Raw genomic sequence first — 14,338 nt, 5'->3', positions numbered from 1 at the left:
AAGTGGCTTCATTTAACCCGCAGTTAACCTACGGCGTTACTGAACCCACTTCACCCTTAGCGATACGCAGCAAGTGAGCATAAACGTTTCTCAGCATCTACCAATGAACGCTTAAGGCTCCTCGCTCCGTAACCCCCACTACTTAGAGACACCCACGGTAAACCACATCGGTGTGCACCACCTCGAAGCCAAGCCGCTTGTACGTAGAAACCGCGGGCGCGTTGTCCCCCTCCACATACAGCTCAATGCGACCGCAACCGTTGTCCAGCAGCAACTTCATACCCAGCTGCGTGATCGCCTGTCCCAGTCCCCTACCACGAGCATCGTCAGCGAGGCAGACGACGTACACCTCACCCGCCCGCTCGCCGGCATCCTTTTCCTGTTCCTCCAGCGGGATCTTCGTCCAGTGGAAGCCCACCAGCCGGAAAATATCGTCGTTTCCCTCGCCGCCATCGGCAGCACAGGGAATACCCACCCGCTCGGCAGCAGACTTCTCATCCCGCACCCACAGCAAGATAACCGCATCCGGATCGAACCAATTAGTGTCGCGAGCAGAACGCAGGTGGTCTACGTCCCAGCCGCCTTGCTCGGGGTGCCATGCGAAGGCCTCGTTATTGACGCGCACCCACTCGGCATCCACGGAATCTGCATCAAAGCGCGCCACGGACTCGGCGTACGTCAGAACCTCAATATCCTGCTCCTCGCAGCGCTTCTCGGCATCTGCGCCGCCCGCCTCAATGGCCCTGGCCGCCTTCGTCGCCGGCGCGCAGTCCAACGACATCTTCAACAGTTCACGGGTTCGGCGGGCATCCAGCGACTCGACAAAGCGCTGGGCGCCGGCGGAATCTCCGTGCGCCCAGACGTCTATCGCGCCACTCACCCCCAGCTGGTCACGCAAAGCTTCGAACAGGGCGATCCCCACCCCGCTGTGGCGAACCTCCGGGGCGACGGCCAGCTCGATCACGCGATCCTGGTCGATCGCCAGCACACCGACCACACGCTCGCTGTTCCTTGCCACCACGTGCTTGTGGCCACGGTTCTCGTCAATGCCACGCAGGAAAGCCTCACTGATCGCAGGCACCCCATCTGCCTCAGCGACCTCGTCCAGCACCTCGTGAACCCCCTCCAACACCTCAGAGTGCTCCCACAGGTCTTCAAATGTGTCGTAGGTAATAGCCATGCCCCCAATTGTCCCTCACTTTCGGCATTTTTGGGGCAGATTTCCGGGGTTTCTTAACGCTTCGCTGGGATTGCTGCGGCGGGGGCGTGGCGTCATAAAGAAGCAACAGGGGCACCTAGTAACCTGTAGGGAACGACAAAGAGAACCGAGAAGGGGGCCGGCCAGGTGAAGAAGATCGCAATCCGCGGCGCGCTCACCCTCGTGCTGGTGCTACTCGTGGCACTGATCGCCGATAACGTGATCGCGGCGCGTGCCGAACACAAGATCTCCGAGGCGCTATATGCCGACTCAAACCTAGCCAACCCGCCAAAGGTGCAGGTGTCGGACTTCCCCTACACCGGCGCCGCACTCAGCCACGAACTCCAGGCCGTCACCGTCGTCGCCAACGACGTCGACGTGCCTGGCTTCGGCCTGATGAGCGTGCAAACCTCGGCGCAGTACATTACGGTCTCCGCAGACGATGTTTTCAACGGCACCATTGAAAACGCCCCAGCGCGCAAGGTCTTTACTCGCCTGCAACTGGACGGCGTGCTGTTAGGTAACCGCATGGATATCGAGGCGCTGCAAATTCAGAATCTCGACGACATCTCGCCCCGCGGCGGCTGGGAGACCGAGGCCATCTTCGAAGGCAAACCGAAGGGCTTCGCCAAACCCGCGAAGGTCGAGGTTAAGCTGCGCATCGTCGAGGGCACCATGGTGATCACCCCGACCAAGATCCTCTCCGTTCCCGACGGACTGGACATCAAGGCCAAGAACGTCACCGACGAAGCCACACTCGATCCGGACATCGAAAAGCGGGTTAATGACGCCTTTAGCTTGAGCATCCCGGGCAAGGAACTACCCATGCGGGGCGATCCGGAGCGGATCTTCGTCTCCGGTGGTTCGGTGTTCGTCGAAGCCTCGCAGGTCTACACGAAGATCAGCCTGTCTGATCTGGCTCCGCGATCCCGACCCTTGAGTGAAGAAGAACTCCCCAGCCTATAGTCTTAAGGGCATGGCTGAAGAAGAAAAGAAGAAGTTCAAGGTAGACGCTAACGAAGCGGTCAACCTGGCCGCCGAGCAGTCCAAGTCCACCAGCGACAAGAACCTGCCGGAATTCGGCGACATGCCCATCCCCGACGACACAGCCAACCTGCGCAAGGGGCCCAACCTGCACGACGGTCTGCTGGCACTGCTGCCGCTGATCGGCGTGTGGCGTGGCCAGGGCCAGGCGGCGCCTCCCGGCGAGGAGGAGTTCACCTTCGGACAGCAGGTCGTCTTCGCCCACGATGGCGAGAACCGCATCAGCTACGATTCCCGCACCTGGCGCATGGATGAGGACGGGCAGCCAACCGAGACCCCCGGCCGCCGCGAGTCCGGCTTCCTACGCATCAACGATGACGATGAGATCGAGATGATCCTCACCCACTCCGACGGCATGGTGGAGATTCTGTACGGCAGCCCGCTGAACGAGCGCGCCTGGCAGCTGGAAAGCGCCTCGACGATGGCGACAGCCACCGGCCCGACGAACCTGGGGCCGGGCAAGCGTCTCTACGGCCTGATGCCGAACAACGACCTCGGCTGGGTCGACGAGCGCCTCATCGACGGCGAGATGGTTCCCTGGCAGTCCGCGCAGCTGTCCCGCGTGGTCGGCTAGCCGGTAACAGCCTCCCAGGCCATCTTTTCAACCTCGTCGGCGACCTCCGGACGGGGCAGCTGGGTGCCGTCTAGTTCTGTCACCCGTGCCTGCACGCGCACGGAGGAGACCAGCCACACGCCGGCGGCGGCTGTAAGGTCCTCGACCCGCAGCACCCTTTCCTCGGTGACCCATCCGCGCTGCTCGGCCAGCTTAAAGAGCGCGGCCTGCGAGGTGCCCTTCAAAATGCCCACATGCGCCGGCGGGGTGACGAGCTTCTTCTCCCCTGTCGTCGGGTCCACCTCCGCGGCAACCACGGTCGAGGTCGGCCCCTCCAGCACTAGCCCCTCGTCGGACAGGAAGATCACGTCGTCTACACCGCGGGCCTTCGCGCTGCGCAGGGCGGCCATGTTGGCTGCGTAGGACAGCGTCTTCGCGCCGATCAGCGCCCACGGGGAACGCTCCGATAGGTCGATGCGGAAGCCCCGCTCGGCCGTCATCACCCGCACGCCGTGCTCCCGGTCGTGCAGCACGTGCTCGCTGACCGGCGCCACCGTGACCCAGCCCGTCGGCTGGCCCGTGGATTCCCGTCCGCGCGAGTAGACCCAGCGCAGCGCGGCCTCCTGGCCCGGCCCGTTCTTCTCCTCGAAGTCGGCCACGGCTATGTCGGTGGCGCGGAACCAGCGCTCCAGGTTCGGCTCCGGCAGGTCCAGCATCGCGGAGCTGTTGAGGAAGCGTGTGGCGTGGCGCTCGCGGTTGCGCACGTTGCCGCCGCGCAGCATGAAGGTCTCGAACACCCCGTCGCCACGCACGGCGGCCAGATCGTCTGCGTAGATCATCGGCACGGTCGCGTCCCGAACCTTTGGGTCTTGGGTGGCAGCTGCCGTGCCAGCGCCCGTGCCAGCGCCTGTGCCGACCCCAGCCTCGCCCAGGACGTCAACGACCACGAACTTTGCTTCCTGATTACTCATGCTTCTCATTCTATTCCCGAGCTGTTCCCGGAAGTTTTGCATGTCCCATAGAGAGCCGCCATTGGCATGCCAGCCCCACCGCGTCCTACGATGGGAGGTGTGTTTGATCTGACTCACAGCCCGATCGTCGACCACGCACCTGCCGCCAGCCCGCTGACTGGCAGTGAGGCCGCCGAAGTTTCAGAGGCACCGGAAGCTCAGAGCAGCGCCACTGCCTGGCACTACGGCAACCCCCTCGCCGAGCAGTCCCGCGTAAACGACGGCAAGCCCGGCCTCGTGGATTTTTGGGATCGCGTGGCCATCCGCGTGTCGGGTGCGGAACGCCGCGATTGGCTCAACAACCTGATCTCCCAGAAGGTCAACGCCATCGAGCCCGGCCAGGCCACCTTCGGCCTGATTCTCGACGTCAAAGGCCACGTCGAGCACTTCTTCGGAATCCTCGCCACCGACGACACCTTGATCCTCGACACCCCAGCCACCCACGCCGACGCGCTCGAGGACTATCTGAGCAAGATGGTCTTCTGGTCGCAGGTCTCCGTCGAGCGCCTGCCGTGGGCTCGCCTTACGGTGATCGGCACGGACCTCACCGCGGATTCTTCGCTCTTTACTAAGGACGCCACCTCCTCCGCCGCCCTGCCCGCTCAGCTGAACCTCGACGTTCCGGAAGATGTGGATCTGCAACTGTGGAGAACCAGGACTATCGGCGAGCTCCAGGCCCTGGACCTCTGGGTTCCCCGCGAAAGCTTCACCCGCGCCTGGGACGAGCTGGCTAATGTCGCCCAGCCCACCGGGCGCATGGCCTACGACGCCTTCCGCGTGCAGGCACGCCTGCCGATCCTGGGCGTGGATACCGACGAGCGCGCCATCCCCCACGAGGTTCCCGCCTTCATCGGCAAGGGAATCAGCGGCGCCACCCAGCTGGACGACGTTTCCGCCGGCCCCACCGAGGCTGCCGTACACCTGAACAAGGGTTGCTACCGAGGGCAGGAGACGGTTTCCCGAGTGCATAACCTGGGCAAATCTCCGCGCGTTCTGGTGATGCTGCACCTCGACGGATCCGCCAACCGGCTGCCCGATGTGGGTGCCGAACTCACCGCGGGTGGCCGCGGAATCGGCCAGGTTGGGTCCAGTGTGCACGACTGCGACTACGGCCCTATCGCTCTGGCTTTGGTGAAGCGGAACGTGGTGGAGAAGGTGGCGTCCAAAAACAGCGACGTACCCCCGCTACTCGCCGATGGGATCGACGCATCGATCGACCCCAGCGACCTTGCGAATGCCGCGGGAGACAACTCGATCCGACCGGGGCGCGCGGCGATTAACCGCCTGCGCGGGAAAAATTAGAAAACCCTCACATTGGCTTGACCCCCTTGACTGCGCGATGATTACGCAGGTCACAGGGGGTATTCAGCGTGGAAACCCCCGCGCCTACGCCTTCGACGGGAGGGGGCTTTTGGGAAAAAATGATTGCTAACCGCTATGGTGTAGGGCAGGAAGAAACTTAACTTGTAAACGAAAAGGGTGGCCGAACTCCCGCGCCACTCGAGGACACCGCAAGGGGGTCAGGCCATGGGTCGCGGCCGTGCCAAGGCAAAGCAAGCCAAGGTTGCTCGTCAGTTGAAGTACAACGCTCCGGAAATGGATCTGGAGAGGCTGCAGAGGGAACTCTCTGGCCAGTCGCAGAACCGGGGTTCCGGTTCCCGCGGCGGTAGCGAGTACGACGAGTACGAGGATGACTACAGCGATTACGCTGCAGAATACGACGACTACAGCGACGAGTACGCCGACGACTACGAGGATAAATACTCCAACGGGTCGCGGTAAAAGCCAACCTATTCACTAGAAAAACTCCCGCAGCTGACGCTTTGAAAAGCGCAGCGCGGGAGTTTTTCTTGCTTTTGTTCTTGCCCCGGCACTGGTTGGCTCTAGTTAGTCGCCCCTAGTTCACGGGGCTGCGGTACTCGCCGTCCAGGATCGCGCCGGTCTGGCCGTCCTGTGCCGGGCGAACTTCGCCCAGTCGCCAGGCATCAATGTGGCGAGCAGTTAGCATCGCCAGTGCACGCTCGGCATCGTCTTCCGCGACGACGGCGACCATGCCCACGCCCATGTTGAAGGTCTTCTCCATCTCCTCCTGCGAGATCTGGCCTTCCTCCTGGATCAGGCGGAAGATCGGGCCAGGGGTCCAGGAAGAACGCTCCAACTCTGCGACCAGGCCGTCCGGGATCACGCGTCCCAGGTTGGCGGCCAAGCCACCGCCGGTGATGTGCGCGAAGGTGTGGACGTCGCACTCGCTGGCCAGCTTCAGGCAATCGAGGGCGTAGATGCGGGTCGGCTCCAGCAGCTCCTCCCCCAACGTGCGGCCGAGGGATTCGATGTGGCCATCCAGCGGCAGCTGCTTAGTATCCAGCAGCACGTGGCGCGCCAGGGAGTAGCCGTTGGAGTGCAGGCCGGAGGAGGCCATGGCGATCACCACGTCACCCGGTCGCACGCGATCCGGCCCCAGCAGGTTGGCCTCTTCGACCACGCCGACGGAGGTGGCGGAGACGTCGTACTCGTGCGGTTCCATCACGCCCGGATGCTCAGCGGTCTCGCCGCCCAGCAACGCACAACCGGCTTCCTCACAGCCCGCGGCGATGCCGGAGACGATGCTGGCAACGTGTTCCGGCACGACCTTGCCGATGGCGATGTAATCCTGCAGGAACAGCGGCTCGGCACCGCAGACCACCAGGTCATCTACGCACATGGCGACCAGGTCGCGGCCGATCGTATCGTGCTTGTCCATCGCCTGGGCCACGGCCAGCTTGGTGCCCACGCCGTCGGAGGAGGCGGCCAGCAGCGGCTTTTCATAATCGCCCAGCGCGAACAGGCCGGCGAAGCCACCGAGCCCGCCGCGCACCTCGGGGCGGGTGGCCTTCTTAGCCAGCGGCGCGAAAAGCTCTACCGCGCGGTCGCCGGCCTCAATGTCTACACCGGCAGCGGCGTACGATGCGCCCTCTGCCTGCTTCGGGGTGTTATCGGGGTGGTCACTCATGGCTTGTCCTTGCTTTCTAAGCTTTCTTAATTCTTCGCCTGCTGCTTCAGCATCGTTTCTACCAACGCCGCGTTCGGGTTGTCGCTCGGCATGCCCAGCGGGAACACACCGTCGAAGCACGCCGCGCACAGCTCGTCGCTGCTTTGTTGTGACGCCTCAATCATCGCCTCGGTCGAAACGAATGCCAGGGAGTCCGCGTCGATCTCCCGGCGAATTCCCTCCACCGGGTCCGAAGGATCCACATTATTCGCAATCAGCTCGGTGGGCGAGGCGAAGTCGATGCCGTAGAAACACGGCCACTTTACGGGCGGCGAGGCGATGCGGACGTGCACTTCCTTCGCCCCGGCCTCGCGCAGCATTTTAATCAGCGCGCGCTGGGTGTTTCCGCGGACAATGGAATCGTCCACCACGACCAGGCGCTTGCCCTCGATGACCTCACGCAGGGGATTCAGCTTCAGGCGAATACCAAGTTGGCGGATGGTCTGCGACGGCTGGATGAAGGTGCGCCCCACGTAGGCATTCTTCATCAACCCCTGGCCAAAGGGAATGTGCGAAGCCTGAGCGTAACCCACCGCCGCGGGCGTGCCGGACTCCGGCACGGGAATCACCAGGTCGCCCTCCGCCGGAGCCTCCTCTGCCAGCTTGCGGCCGATCTCCAGGCGGGTGCCGTTCACCGACCGGCCACGGATGACGGAATCCGGGCGAGCCAGGTAGACGTACTCGAACACGCAGCCCTTGTGCTTCGTCTCCGCAAAGCGGCGGGAACGCACGCCGTCGCCGTCGATGGCCACCAGCTCGCCCGGCTCGACGTCGCGGACGAAACGCGCGCCCACGATGTCCAGCGCCGCGGTTTCGGAAGCAACAACCCAGCCGCCGCTGGCCAACTGGCCGATGGACAGAGGGCGCACGCCCTGCGGGTCTCGGACGGCGTACAGTGCGTCACCATCGGTAAACAGCACGCAGAAGGCACCCTTGACCTTGGGGAACAGCTCCATGGCCGCTTCCTCCACGCCGTGCCCCTCGCGGGTGTCGGCGGCCAGCAGGGCGCACATGACCAGCGAATCAGAGGGGTTTTCCTTCGGATCCACCAGACCCAACCGGGCGGCCTCCTGGGTGAGCTCGCGGTGATTCACCAGATTGCCGTTGTGGCCCAGAGCCACGTCGGTTCCGTCGGGAGCCATGCGGAACATGGGCTGCGCGTTCTCCCAGCTATTACCACCAGCAGTGGTGTAGCGGTTGTGCCCCATGCCGATGTGCCCCTTGAGAGCCTCGAGCGACTGCTCGTCAAACACCTGACTGACCAGACCCAGATCCTTGAACACGACGATCTGGTCGCCATCCCCCACCGCGATACCCGCGGCCTCCTGGCCTCGGTGCTGCAGCGCGTACAGGCCGTAGTACGTCAGCTTAGAGACGTCCTCCCCCGGCGCCCATACCCCGAATACGCCACATTCCTCCCGGGGCTCGGTTTCGCCCCGGTCGTCGAACGGGCTCAGCAACGGTTCTGCCTCTGCTTGTTTTCTCTGGCCTTGAATGTTTGCCACTATGCCGACTCTACTAGCCCATCCGCACTAACCCAAAGGGATGCCCTTTCGCCGGCTGAGCGACCTCACATTCTCAACAGTGGAAGGTGCTCGGCGATGGCGGAGGCGCGGGTGCCGGAGGTGTCGGCGTCCGAACCAGAAAGATCCTCAACCCCCACAACCAGGCGCAGCCACGTAATCGGCGAGCACTGAACAACGTTGGGCGGAGTGCCACGGCGATGCTCCAGTCCCGAGATGCACTGGATGGCGGCGAAGGGAGGAATGCGCACCTCGACGGAATGGCCGGGGGCCAGCTCCTCCAGGACAGCCGCGGACAGGCGAACCGCCGCAGCTACGTCGGCACGTGGCGGACGAGGCTGCTCCGCGGGGTTGTTCACCCAGGGCAACACCGCTTCAACGGCACTGCGAGCAGCGGTGGATAGTTCCGGGCCATGCAAATGCTTCATGCCTAGTAATTGTAGTTCTGAGTTTGTAGCGCTCTATCGAACACCGAAGTGTCGGGCACGTTAGTATTGGGGAGTTGAACACAAGAGAAGTACAAAAAATTCAGTACAGGGAATTCAGTACAGGGATTTAAGGAAGGCAGTGACCCGTGGCGGAAAGCGCAGAAAACACCACCCCCAACGAGCACAATGCATCTGATAACACCGCGGAGGCTCCCCACGAGCGCAGCCCGAAGGTGACGCTGCGTTTCCTCGCCGCCCCGACTGACGTGCTGATGGCAGGGGCGATGGGTGTACACGGCGGGCGCGTACTCGAGTGGATCGATAAGGCCGCCTACGCCTGCGCCGTCGGCTGGGCTCAGTCTTACTGCGTTACCGCCTACGTGGGCCACATCCACTTCACCCGCCCGATCCCCTCGGGCCACATGGTGGAGGTCCGCAGCCGCATCGCCTACACCGGCCGCAGCTCCATGCACATCGTCAACGAGGTGCTGTCCGCCGACCCGCGCGAGGGCGTGTTCACCCGCGCCTGCGACTGCCTGGTGATCTTCGTCGCCCTGGACGAAAACGGTAAGTCCAAGCAGATCCCCTCCTACGTACCGACGACCGACGAGGAAAAGCGTGTGGAAGATGCCGCGCTTTCCCGCATCCAGCTGCGCAAGGCCATCGAAGAGGAGATGCTGCGCCAGACCTACACGGAAAAGTCCACCGCCCCGGAGCTGGTGAACCGCTTCCTGGCGAAGCCGACGGACGTGAACTGGGGCGGCAACGTACACGGTGGCACGGCCATGGAATGGATCGACGAGGCGGCCACTGCCTGCACGATGCAGTGGACCGGCGAGCGCACCACCGCGGTGTACGCCGGCGGTATTCGCTTCTACCGCCCAGTGCACATCGGCGACCTTGTGGAGGTGGATGCACGCCTGGTGCGCACCGACGAGCGTTCGATGACGGTGATGGTGCACCTGCGCGCTGGCGACCCGCGCGAGGGCAAGGGCAACCTGCCGGTGGCCATCCACGCATCCATGACGTACATCGCTATCGACCTGGACGGTAACCCGCTGCAGGCCCGCAAGTACACGCCGGTGACCAGCGAGGATAAGCGTCTGGAGGAGCACGCCGCCACGCTGCGTAACCTGCGCAAGGAGTTCCTGCCGCGGCCGCTGGTAAGCCCCAGCAACCGCGACTTCCGCTTCGTGGAGTAACGCCCGGGGAGCTGGGCGCAACTCCCCGCCCCGCTGAATACTCCGCACGGCGCATAGCAAAAGGGGCTCGCGACCACACCGGTCGCGGGCCCCTTTCTCAGCTCTAGCTCTTCAGCGCCTTACTCTTCGGCACCTCAGATGACGGAGTTGTTGCCTGCCGCGTGGCTAAACAGCGCGGGCAGCGTGGACGTCCACGCATTCTCGGCCGCCTCCAGGGCGATGACGACGTCGAAGTCCTCATCGTTCTGCTTGGCCGGGTCGAGTTCGACCTCTCCACCGAAGGGCAGCACCGGGAAGACGCCGGATCCGAAGCGAACAACAGGCTGGTCTGCCGCGTCGTTCACGCCGGTCAGGCCGATCCAGCCGCCGGTCAGGCCGGTATCGGCCAACTCGCGCATCAGGTCGCCGTAGTCCTCGCTGCGCACTGCCAGCAGCACGCGGGAGGCGGTCTCGGAGAACAGCCCCACCGCCGCCTGCTGTGCCAGCGTGCGGCCCTCCACGGCGGCGGACTCGTGCTGGCTGAGCATCGGGTTCACGGCCACTCCGCGGCCGGACTGGATTGCCAGCTCCACGACGGCCTGCGACAGGCCGCCCTCGGAGAGGTCGTGGGCCGCGACGATCTTGTCGCGCTGCGCGGTGATGAAGGCGCCCAGGCGCTGCTCCACGGACAGGTCCACCTGCGGCGGCATGCCGGCCAGCTCGTCGTGGACGACCTGCTGCCAGATGGAGCCGCCGAGCTCCTCGCGGGTTTCCGCGCCCACCAGGACCAGGTGGTACTCCTCCTGCTTCTCGCCCTCGGCAGCCGGCTTAGGCAGCTGCTGCGGAATCCGGCGAGCGCAGTCGTCGATGGTGCCCAGAACCGCGATAACCGGGGTCGGCAGAATGGCGGTGTCGCCGGTCTGGTTGTAGAAGGAGACGTTGCCGCCGGTGACCGGAATGCCCATCTCCTTACAACCATCGGCCAGGCCGTGCACGGCCTCGCGGAACTGCCACATCACGCCCGGATCCTCCGGGGAACCGAAGTTCAGGCAGTTGGACACTGCCACCGGGGTGGACCCCGTGACGGAGACGTTGCGGTAAGCCTCCGCCAATGCCAGCTGGGCGCCAGTGCGAGGATCCAGGCGGGTGTAACGGCCGGAGGCGTCGGTAGAAACGGCGATGCCGCGACCGGTCTCCTCGTCGATGCGCAGCACGCCCGCATCCGCGTCCTTGGCCGCAACAGTGTTACCGCGCACGTAGCGGTCGTACTGCTCCGTGATGAATTCGCGGGAGCACAGCGCCGGGGAGGCCGCCAGATCCAGGATCTGTTGACGTACCTCCTGGGAGGTCTCCGGCAGCTCCACGCCGCGAACCTCGTTCAGCTCGTCCTGCTCTGTCGGGCGCTCGTAGGGGCGCTCGTAGACCGGGCCTTCCTCGGCCATGGTGTGCGCCGAAGCGTCCACCACGATCTCGCCGCAGTGCTCGATGACAAGGTGCTCGCCGTCGGTCACGCAGCCGATGTCGGAGGCCAGCACATCCCACTTGCGGCAGATTTCCATGAACGCATCCACGTTCTCCGGCTCCACAACAGCGCACATGCGCTCCTGCGACTCGGAGGACAGGATCTCCGCGGCGGTCATGCCCTCGGCGCGCAGGTGCACGTTGTCCAGGTTGATGTGCATGCCGCCATCGCCGGCGGAAGCCAGCTCGGCGGTTGCACAGGAAAGCCCGGCGCCGCCGAGGTCCTGAATACCCACCACCACGTTGGCGCGGTACAGGTCCAGGCAGCACTCGATCAGTACCTTCTCCGCGAAGGGGTCGCCCACCTGCACGGCGGGCAGCTTGCGCTCCGCGCCTTCCTCGAAGGTGTCCGAGGCCAGCACAGACACGCCACCGATGCCGTCCAAGCCCGTGCGGGAGCCGAAAAGGATCACTCGGTTGCCCTTGCCAGAGGCGAAGGCCAGCTTGAGGTCTTCGGTTTTCAAAGTGCCCACGCACAGTGCATTTACCAACGGGTTACCCGCGTAGGTGGCGTCAAAAACAGTCTCGCCGCCAATGTTCGGCAGCCCCAGAGAGTTGCCATAACCGCCCACACCCGCGACCACGCCGGGCAGCACGCGCTGGGTATCCGGCAGGTCGGCCGGGCCGAAGCGCAGCTGGTCCATCACAGCCACCGGGCGCGCGCCCATTGCCATGATGTCGCGGACGATACCGCCCACGCCGGTGGCTGCGCCCTGGTAGGGCTCCACGTAGGAGGGGTGGTTGTGGGACTCGACCTTGAAGGTCACCGCGTGGCCATCGCCGATGTCGATCACGCCAGCGTTCTCACCGATACCGGCGAGCATCTTGGACTTCATCTCTTCGGTCGTGGTCTCGCCGAAGTAACGCAGGTGCGTCTTCGAGGACTTGTACGAGCAGTGCTCGGACCACATGACGGAGTACATAGCCAGCTCCGCATCGGTCGGGCGGCGGCCCAGCAGTTCCTTGATGCGCGCGTACTCGTCGTCCTTTAGGCCCAGCTCGTGATACGGCTGCTCCAGGTCCGGGTTGGCCTTAGCATCGGCGACCGTGTCGTTGTGAATCATGAGGATCGGGTGCTCCTTGTAAGAAAAAAGATTAGGAAACGAGCGTGGACATAACGGACTGGAACAGCCCCAGGCCATCCAAGGACGGGCCGGTCAGGGTTTCCACGGCGTGTTCCGGGTGCGGCATGAGGCCAACCACGCGACCGTTTTCGCTGCACACTCCGGCGATCGAGTTGCGGGAGCCGTTGTGGTTCTCGACGTAGCGGAACACCACGCGGCCTTCGCCCTCCAGGCGCTCCAGCGTTTCCTCGCTGGCCTGGAAGCGCCCCTCACCGTGCTTCGAGGGCACCAGGATCTTGGTGCCCTCGGCGAACTGGTTGGTCCATGCCGTGGAGGTGTTTTCCACGTCCAGGTAGATGTCGCGGCACACGAAGTGGAGCCCCTCGTTACGGGTGAGGGCTCCGGGCAGCAGGCCGGCTTCCTGCAGAATCTGGAAGCCGTTGCAGATCCCCAGCACCGGGGTACCGCGCTCCGCGGCAGCCACCACGGACTTCATTGCCGGGGCGATGGCGGCGATAGCACCGGCGCGCAGGTAGTCGCCGTAGGAAAAGCCACCGGGGACGACCACAGCGTCGACGTTCTTCAGGTCCTCGTCTGCGTGCCACAGCTCCACCGGCTCCGCACCCGCCAGGCGCACAGCGCGCACGGCATCGACATCGTCGAGGGTGCCGGGGAAGGTGATCACTCCAATGCGGCTGGTCACTTACTTAGCCTCCACATCTGCGCCTTCGACGACCACGTCGTAGTCCTCGATCACGGTGTTTGCCAGCAGGTCAGAGGCGATCTTCTCCAGATCCTCGCGCGAGACACCCTCGCCGACCTCCAGCTCAAAGCGCTTCCCCTGGCGCACGTCCTCTACCCCACTGATGCCGATGCGGCCCAGGGCACGAACGACGGCCTGACCCTGCGGATCGAGGATTTCCTTCTTGGGCATAACGTTGACGACAACACGAGCCATGGCTTCTACATTCTCCCAGCTTTGCGGTAATTTCCCGGTAGGTTACCGCCCCATCGTAACACTGCTGGGCGACCGCCCCCTTAAGCTACAGATGCCTGCTGGCGTTCCACGTAATCGCAGTAGTTCGCGGACTCGTAGCCGGCTTCGCGCAGCAACTCGAGAATGCGCAGCATATCGCCCGCCACGTCGTCCTTGCCAGCCTTCGCCGCGCTGATGGAAAGGCGGATATCTTTGCCCTTTGCGGCGCTGCGGCGCACGCTGTTGAGGACGTTGCGACGCCACCATTTCACCGACCCAAACCCATCGCCGAACGCGAGCACACGCACCGGATGGCGCTTTTCATTGATGAGATCCCGGATGGTGTACGCATCCGCCGCGACTGCGAAACCTACCTCGCCAGCGGCCTGCAGCGCGTCCTCCGACGCCAGCCAACGGGTCGGAGCGAAGGCCTTCGGGCTCAACCCGAGAGCATCCAGCTGGCGGGTGGCTGCGGAGAGCCGCAGGGTGGCCTCGTGGCGGCCGAGCCGGTGGAACTCCCCCTTGCCGTGCGCCCCGCCCAGCGGTCCCAGCCCGCCGAGCAGCAGCTCGTGGCCGCGGGCAGCAGAATCGTGGATCAGTTCCAGCGCCGCGTGGTCATCCTTCAGCCGCCAGTTCGGCCCCTGCACTGTCAGCACCAAACCGGCGTGCAGGTCCAGCGCCCGCGCCGCATCCCGCATTTTCTCGGCCGCGGTCACCGTGTCCTGGCGCAGACCCGTGATGGTCAACAAAACGCGGGGGGCACGCTGGGCGCTGGGGACGGTCTGTGCGGGGCTCATAGATACTTAGCCTGC

Annotated in this window: 14 protein-coding genes; 5 read left to right on the top strand and 9 right to left on the bottom strand. The window is 64.3% G+C overall.

The genetic code is table 11. The features are described 5' to 3' along the window. Window positions 1-142 precede the first annotated feature (142 nt). The gene (gene mshD / locus MHX52_RS02510; protein ID WP_239316414.1) at window positions 143-1,180 is read right to left on the bottom strand and encodes a mycothiol synthase; all 1,038 of its coding nucleotides are present in this window, start codon (window positions 1,178-1,180) and stop codon (window positions 143-145) included. Between the two features lie 165 nt (window positions 1,181-1,345). Between mshD and MHX52_RS02505 the strand changes: the two genes are divergently transcribed. Next, entirely contained in the window at window positions 1,346-2,164 is an 819-nt protein-coding gene (locus MHX52_RS02505; RefSeq protein WP_239316413.1) for a DUF2993 domain-containing protein, read from the top strand. Window positions 2,165-2,174: 10 nt separating this feature from the next. Then, window positions 2,175-2,816 (top strand): FABP family protein, encoded by a 642-nt coding sequence (locus tag MHX52_RS02500; RefSeq protein WP_239316412.1) that lies wholly within the window; start codon window positions 2,175-2,177, stop codon window positions 2,814-2,816. Here MHX52_RS02500 and MHX52_RS02495 read toward each other — a convergent pair. Next, on the bottom strand, window positions 2,813-3,775 hold the full coding sequence (locus MHX52_RS02495; RefSeq protein WP_070488469.1) for an aminodeoxychorismate lyase: 963 nt from the start codon (window positions 3,773-3,775) through the stop codon (window positions 2,813-2,815). The genes MHX52_RS02500 and MHX52_RS02495 overlap by 4 nt on opposite strands. An 81-nt stretch (window positions 3,776-3,856) precedes the next feature. Here MHX52_RS02495 and MHX52_RS02490 point away from each other — a divergent pair, with 81 nt between their 5' ends. Then, window positions 3,857-5,107: a folate-binding protein YgfZ gene (locus tag MHX52_RS02490; RefSeq protein ID WP_239316411.1), complete on the top strand. Its 1,251-nt coding sequence runs from the start codon at window positions 3,857-3,859 to the stop codon at window positions 5,105-5,107. A gap of 225 nt (window positions 5,108-5,332) precedes the next feature. Next, window positions 5,333-5,587, top strand: coding sequence for a DUF3073 domain-containing protein (locus MHX52_RS02485; protein WP_035004612.1), 255 nt, complete (start codon window positions 5,333-5,335; stop codon window positions 5,585-5,587). 115 nt (window positions 5,588-5,702) lie between these two features. Here MHX52_RS02485 and purM read toward each other — a convergent pair whose 3' ends face one another. The 3 genes from purM to MHX52_RS02470 all read right to left on the bottom strand — a co-directional run bounded on the left by purM (window position 5,703) and on the right by MHX52_RS02470 (window position 8,784). Next, entirely contained in the window at window positions 5,703-6,794 is a 1,092-nt protein-coding gene (gene purM, locus MHX52_RS02480; RefSeq protein WP_049050089.1) for a phosphoribosylformylglycinamidine cyclo-ligase, read from the bottom strand. Window positions 6,795-6,820: 26 nt separating this feature from the next. After that, complete coding sequence (purF, locus tag MHX52_RS02475) at window positions 6,821-8,293, bottom strand: amidophosphoribosyltransferase (protein ID WP_141741148.1); 1,473 nt, start codon at window positions 8,291-8,293, stop codon at window positions 6,821-6,823. Window positions 8,294-8,403: 110 nt separating this feature from the next. Next, a complete protein-coding gene (locus tag MHX52_RS02470) occupies window positions 8,404-8,784 on the bottom strand; it encodes a sterol carrier family protein (protein ID WP_239316410.1) in 381 nt (126 codons plus the stop codon). 146 nt (window positions 8,785-8,930) lie between these two features. On the opposite strand from MHX52_RS02470, the gene MHX52_RS02465 reads away from it, so the two are divergent. Next, window positions 8,931-9,986: a hotdog domain-containing protein gene (locus tag MHX52_RS02465; protein WP_035004618.1), complete on the top strand. Its 1,056-nt coding sequence runs from the start codon at window positions 8,931-8,933 to the stop codon at window positions 9,984-9,986. Between the two features lie 134 nt (window positions 9,987-10,120). On the opposite strand, the gene purL is transcribed toward MHX52_RS02465, so the two are convergent. The 4 genes from purL to MHX52_RS02445 form a co-directional block, all read right to left on the bottom strand. Continuing rightward, entirely contained in the window at window positions 10,121-12,550 is a 2,430-nt protein-coding gene (purL, locus tag MHX52_RS02460; RefSeq protein ID WP_239316409.1) for a phosphoribosylformylglycinamidine synthase subunit PurL, read from the bottom strand. A gap of 31 nt (window positions 12,551-12,581) precedes the next feature. Further along, entirely contained in the window at window positions 12,582-13,253 is a 672-nt protein-coding gene (gene purQ / locus MHX52_RS02455; protein ID WP_239316408.1) for a phosphoribosylformylglycinamidine synthase subunit PurQ, read from the bottom strand. Continuing rightward, complete coding sequence (gene purS / locus MHX52_RS02450) at window positions 13,254-13,508, bottom strand: phosphoribosylformylglycinamidine synthase subunit PurS (RefSeq protein ID WP_011273064.1); 255 nt, start codon at window positions 13,506-13,508, stop codon at window positions 13,254-13,256. An 80-nt stretch (window positions 13,509-13,588) separates the two neighbouring features. Next, the gene (locus tag MHX52_RS02445; RefSeq protein ID WP_239316407.1) at window positions 13,589-14,323 is read right to left on the bottom strand and encodes a DUF2334 domain-containing protein; all 735 of its coding nucleotides are present in this window, start codon (window positions 14,321-14,323) and stop codon (window positions 13,589-13,591) included. Window positions 14,324-14,338 lie beyond the last annotated feature (15 nt).

The sequence above is a fragment of the Corynebacterium sp. ACRQJ genome (assembly GCF_022346045.1).
GTDB classification, from domain to species: Bacteria; Actinomycetota; Actinomycetes; order Mycobacteriales; family Mycobacteriaceae; genus Corynebacterium; species Corynebacterium evansiae.
Note: the sequence above shows the minus strand (reverse complement) of the source record. Positions and strands in the feature narration are given on the sequence as shown.

What these genes read in the sequence shown, in the direction of transcription:
- mshD (WP_239316414.1), bottom strand. Translation starts at nt 1,180, where the DNA reads ATGGCTATTACCTACGACACATTTGAAGACCTGTGGGAGCACTCTGAG.
- MHX52_RS02500 (WP_239316412.1), top strand. Translation starts at nt 2,175, where the DNA reads ATGGCTGAAGAAGAAAAGAAGAAGTTCAAGGTAGACGCTAACGAAGCG.
- MHX52_RS02495 (WP_070488469.1), bottom strand. Translation starts at nt 3,775, where the DNA reads ATGAGAAGCATGAGTAATCAGGAAGCAAAGTTCGTGGTCGTTGACGTC.
- MHX52_RS02490 (WP_239316411.1), top strand. Translation starts at nt 3,857, where the DNA reads ATGGGAGGTGTGTTTGATCTGACTCACAGCCCGATCGTCGACCACGCA.
- MHX52_RS02485 (WP_035004612.1), top strand. Translation starts at nt 5,333, where the DNA reads ATGGGTCGCGGCCGTGCCAAGGCAAAGCAAGCCAAGGTTGCTCGTCAG.
- purM (WP_049050089.1), bottom strand. Translation starts at nt 6,794, where the DNA reads ATGAGTGACCACCCCGATAACACCCCGAAGCAGGCAGAGGGCGCATCG.
- MHX52_RS02470 (WP_239316410.1), bottom strand. Translation starts at nt 8,784, where the DNA reads ATGAAGCATTTGCATGGCCCGGAACTATCCACCGCTGCTCGCAGTGCC.
- purL (WP_239316409.1), bottom strand. Translation starts at nt 12,550, where the DNA reads ATGATTCACAACGACACGGTCGCCGATGCTAAGGCCAACCCGGACCTG.
- purS (WP_011273064.1), bottom strand. Translation starts at nt 13,508, where the DNA reads ATGGCTCGTGTTGTCGTCAACGTTATGCCCAAGAAGGAAATCCTCGAT.
- MHX52_RS02445 (WP_239316407.1), bottom strand. Translation starts at nt 14,323, where the DNA reads ATGAGCCCCGCACAGACCGTCCCCAGCGCCCAGCGTGCCCCCCGCGTT.